The 4,839-nt window shown below is 43.8% G+C and carries 2 protein-coding genes; one reads left to right on the top strand and one right to left on the bottom strand.

Annotated elements, in window-relative coordinates; genetic code table 11:
- Window positions 1–240: 240 nt before the first annotated feature.
- Window positions 241–3,708, top strand: coding sequence for an EAL domain-containing protein (locus tag B7X71_RS11870; protein ID WP_293597183.1), 3,468 nt, complete (start codon window positions 241–243; stop codon window positions 3,706–3,708).
- Between the two features lie 412 nt (window positions 3,709–4,120).
- Here B7X71_RS11870 and B7X71_RS11875 read toward each other — a convergent pair.
- The coding region (locus B7X71_RS11875; RefSeq protein ID WP_293600835.1) for a GntR family transcriptional regulator at window positions 4,121–4,839 on the bottom strand (719 nt) is incomplete at its 5' end.

Below are 4,839 nucleotides of genomic sequence, written 5' to 3' on the forward strand. Positions count from 1 at the left end.
TCGATGCAACACACTATAAATTGCGTAAGCGCAAGGAGTGTTGCTCATGAAACAACGACCTCGAATCTATTACACAGCTATCCAGAAGGATTTAATGTGCCTTTTTATAGATATTGCTCCGTAGGTTTTGTATAATTCCATTCTAAGAAAATGGTTTTCAACCTCCCCCCCCCCGCACGACAAGCGGAGCACCCCATCATCGCGTGCTCAAGTCAGCGTGGCCTGTTGCGGTAGATCAAGATGAGTCTATCTATCTTGAATAAGGTTCTCACAAGAGCTAAACCTGTTTTATTTGATAGTTGGGCGCCTTTTGTTGTCTTAACACTGGCGCTGACCGCCTTCGTTACTTTTTGGGGTTGGATTTCTTACGATGAGCAGACCAGAACTGCGCAAAATCAAGTTAAAAATATCACTCATCTTTTATGCGATCAACTCAATCACCCGCTTTACGAGATTTCACATTCTTTTGATTTTATTGTTGCTCAAATCAAGCCAGAGGCTATGGTGGCAGAGTCAAAGAGTCGTTATCAAAATGAGATTACTACGCTGCTTGAAGAGCAGGTCAAATTAATTTCGTTGCCCGTAGTAACTCGCATCTTCGATGCTAAAGGTGATCTGATCTATAGCGCAGTGCCTAATGAAGCTAGTATTAATGTCTCTCATCGGGAATACTTCACCTATCTTCGCCACCACCCTGGCGAAACTTATTTTTCTCCGACTGCTCTTATTGGTAATCTTAGTGGCGCCCATGTGATACCCATTGCAAGAGCCATTCGGTCTAGCAGCGGCGCCTTTATAGGAGTTGTTCTAACAACAATCCCCATTAATTCATTGAAACATGTATTTCAACACATTGGAGTAGGCTCCGGCGGAACTATCCTATTCAGAGCCATAGTCAACGGTTCGTTGATTTATCGCTATCCTGATAACGGCGAGCAAATTAATCATCAATTGCCCAATACCCCGATGGAAAAGATGATTGCCAGTGGTATTAAAGAGGGTGAAACAACGTATACCCCCTTGTCAGACGGCGTTAAACGCTTGTATGGCTATAAAGTGCTAGACACTCCATTTCCCTACTTTATTGCAGTAGGTCTTGCCCAGAGCGATTACCTGGCAAGCTGGCGCAAGGGTATGATCTTCACGATCTTTGGTGCATTTGTTTTGAATGCCCTTGTTGGATTCTATTTCTTTCGGCAGCGACGGGCATATAAAAGCTTAGTGGTAAGCTCAGAGATGCTTCGGTCAAACGAAGATAAATTGCGTGGTTTGTTTGAATTAAGTCCGATTGGTATCGCCAGAACAGACATGAGTGGACGCTTTGTAGAATTTAATGAAGCTTTTCGTGCCATTACAGGCTTCAACAACGAAGAGTTGCTAAGCCTTGGTTACTGGCAACTCACTCCTAAAAAATATGAGGCATCGGAAGCGCTTCAATTAAAATCCATTGAAGAAACAGGGCGCTTTGGTCCATATGAGAAGACCTACATTAATAAGAATGGAGTTGAAGTTCCCGTTCAACTGTCTGGCATGCTCATCAAGGGCGCTGATGAAGAAAATTATATTTGGTCGATCATCGAAGACATTACACTACGAAAACAGAATCGCTCTCGACTTGATCTTCTAGCTACCTGTATGGCTCACACCAATGACGTGGTTGTGATCACTGAGGCTGAACCCGTCGACTTGCCTGGACCGCGCATTATCTATGTGAATGATGCTTTTGTGAGGATGACCGGCTATGCGGTAGAAGAGGCAATCGGCAACAGTCCACGCATGCTGCAAGGGCCGAAGTCCGATCGCGTTGTCCTGGATCGGATACGCGATGCGTTATTGCACTGGCAACCCGTGCGCGCGGAGTTAATCAATTACACCAAGGATGGCCATGAATTTATAGTGGAGCTTGACATCTCCCCGATTGCCGATGCAGATGGTTGGTACACCCATTGGATCGCGATCCAGCGTGATATCACCGAGCGCAAGTTAGCTGAAAGGGTACTTTTGGATGCCAAGAATTCACTAGAACAATCTCAAGAGCGTTTAACCCTGGCCACTACTGCGGGTGGAGTGGGTATTTGGGAGTGGGACATCGTCAATGATATCTTGGTCTGGGATGCGCAAATGTATAGGCTTTATGGCATTGGTGGAGATCAATTTAGCGGTGCCTATGCAGCTTGGCAAGCAGGCGTGCATCCAGATGATCGGGAGCGGACAGATTTAGAGATCCAAAATGTACTCGCTGGCCATAAAGAATATGACGTTAAATATAGAGTGGTGTGGCCTGATGGCAGTATTCATTACATTCATGCATTGGGTTACGTGGAGCGAGATGGTAGTGACAAGCCTATTAGGATGAGTGGCACCAATTGGGATATTACTGAGCAAAAATTGTTGGAACAAAGGGCAGAAGAACTAGCCTTTTTCGATCCTTTAACGTCCTTGCCAAACAGGCGTTTATTTGCTGACCGCCTGCAAAGAGCGATCATACTGAGCGAGCGCAGTAAGCAATACTGCGCACTACTTGCGATTGATATAGATAATTTCAAAAATATCAATGATCTGCATGGGCACGATGGAGGCGACCTAGTCTTGCAAGCTACCGCTCAACACCTTCTAAATAAGGTGCGCTCTGGAGATACGGTTGCGCGTATGGGTGGCGATGAGTTTATGATTTTGCTGGAAGACTTGGGCTCTAATCCTTTGCAGGCAAGTTCAGTAGTCAAAACGGTTGCTGAAAAGATTTTAGCCAAGTTTAATGCGTTCGATACATTGACTTCGTCTATTCCAATGCGCTCCCTCAGTATTGGTATCACTACATTCATGGGACAGTCTATAGATTCGGTGGCAATAATCAAGCAATCTGATATAGCGCTTTATCAAGCGAAGGAATCGGGTCGCAATTGCATCAAATTTTATGATGAGCAGATGCAGGCAGTAATTAATGAGAGATTCTCTATGGAGAATGCATTGCATCAGGCTATCAAAAATGACTGGTTTATATTGCATTATCAGCCTCAAATGGATAGCAATCAGCGGATTGAGTCTGCTGAAGTTCTTTTGCGCCTTGATCATCCCCAGCATGGTCTGATGAATCCAGGGGAATTTATTGGTCTAGCTGAATCAACGGGTCTGATTTTACCAATCGGCCAGTGGGTATTTAATGCCACATGTCAGCAATTGGCTGCATGGGCAACCCAAGACAGTATGGCGCACCTTGCGTTATCTGTAAATATTAGTATTAAGCAGTTTCAGCAAGCGAATTTTGTAAGCCAGATGATCGACACTGTAGTGAGAACTGGAGCCAATCCCAAATTAATTACCTTGGAATTAACGGAATCCTTGTTTTTAGATGGTATGGCAGATGCTAAACAAAAGATGCAGGCCTTAAAAGATTATGGCTTTAATTTTTCCCTAGATGATTTTGGGACTGGTTATTCCTCCTTATCCTACCTAAAGAGCCTGCCATTTGACGAGCTAAAGATTGACCAAGCATTTATTGCAGAAACACCTGGAAATCAGGTCAACAATGATATTGTCCGTACCATTATCTTGATGGGACAAACACTAGGGCTAAAAGTAGTTGCTGAAGGTGTTGAATCTAAAGATCAGCTTGAGTATTTGAAGGCTTTAGGATGTCACCATTATCAAGGATATTTATTTTTTCATCCTATGCCCTTAGATGATTTTATGGCATCAATAACGCATTAAGCCTCAGTTTAAGTAAGGCCTGTTAATCCCACACAATACGATTTGGAGTAACAAAGTGTTAGATGGTTGCTCCAAACATCCTGTGGTTTAGAAAACCAAAGTCCGAGAGACTGCTGCTTTTAGATCCACGAATTTGCTTGCACATCGACACTGACCGACCGTAGATCCAATGTTTATAATGACCTATCATGGGCTTCTGCTCTCATAATCCTTTGGTCCGAGGCTCAAGTCCTGGTGGGCACACCAATGAAATCAACGACTTAGGAAGAAATTCCTAAGCCATTTTTCTATTTGTGTCACTAAGTGTGTAAGTAATATTCGCGCATTTTCCATAGCAACCCCAATAGATATATAAGTCTACCGTGGGAGCAATGAACTGCTTGTAGATTGTGGTGTACACAAGAGGTGACTTTTACTTCATGAGCTTGAGGCTTCTTGCGCCGCGCCCAGTTAAGGCCGAAGTTTTTCTGTAGTGTTCAAAGAGCAATTTCTTTGCTAAATCAATATCACCACTAATGGCCGCCTCAAATATTCCTACATGTTCTGCGTGATGGTCGCGTTCCCCAAAGTTTTTGCTGGCGGCAACCTGTCTATAGCGATAACTTTCAGTTCCAAGTGTTTCGCTAAATTCTTTAATCCATCTAGATGGCGCGTTTTCTAGCAATGTTTGATGAAACTCCTTGTGAAGTAATTCCCATTCTGGATTAGCGCTATGTTGATTGGCTTCAGATGATCTTGGTTTCTTTGAGAGTTTATGAATTAGTAGAACCAATTTGTCTTCCCACTCTTCAGTGCGATGAGTAATTGACTCCTCAAGAGCCCTCCCTTCAATAAAGCACCTTGTCTCAGTTAGCGTATTGAGCTCTTCCCATCGTAGGGGTGCAACATTAAAACCTCGTTGATCACTTCTTGAAACTAGACCTTCCGCTGAAAGTCTATTTAATGCCTCACGCAACGGACTTGCTCCGGTTTCATAAAAGCTTGATAACTCTTCAATTTTGAGCTTTTGATCGGCGGTGAAGCGGCCCTGCAAGATATCAGCCTTCAGTCGGTCATAGACCGCGCTGGCACGGGTTATTCCTTGTACAGCGTTGATATAGGCAGTCTTTTTTGTTGGGGTTATCACGAAGT

It is taken from the genome of Polynucleobacter sp. 39-46-10, assembly GCF_002282275.1.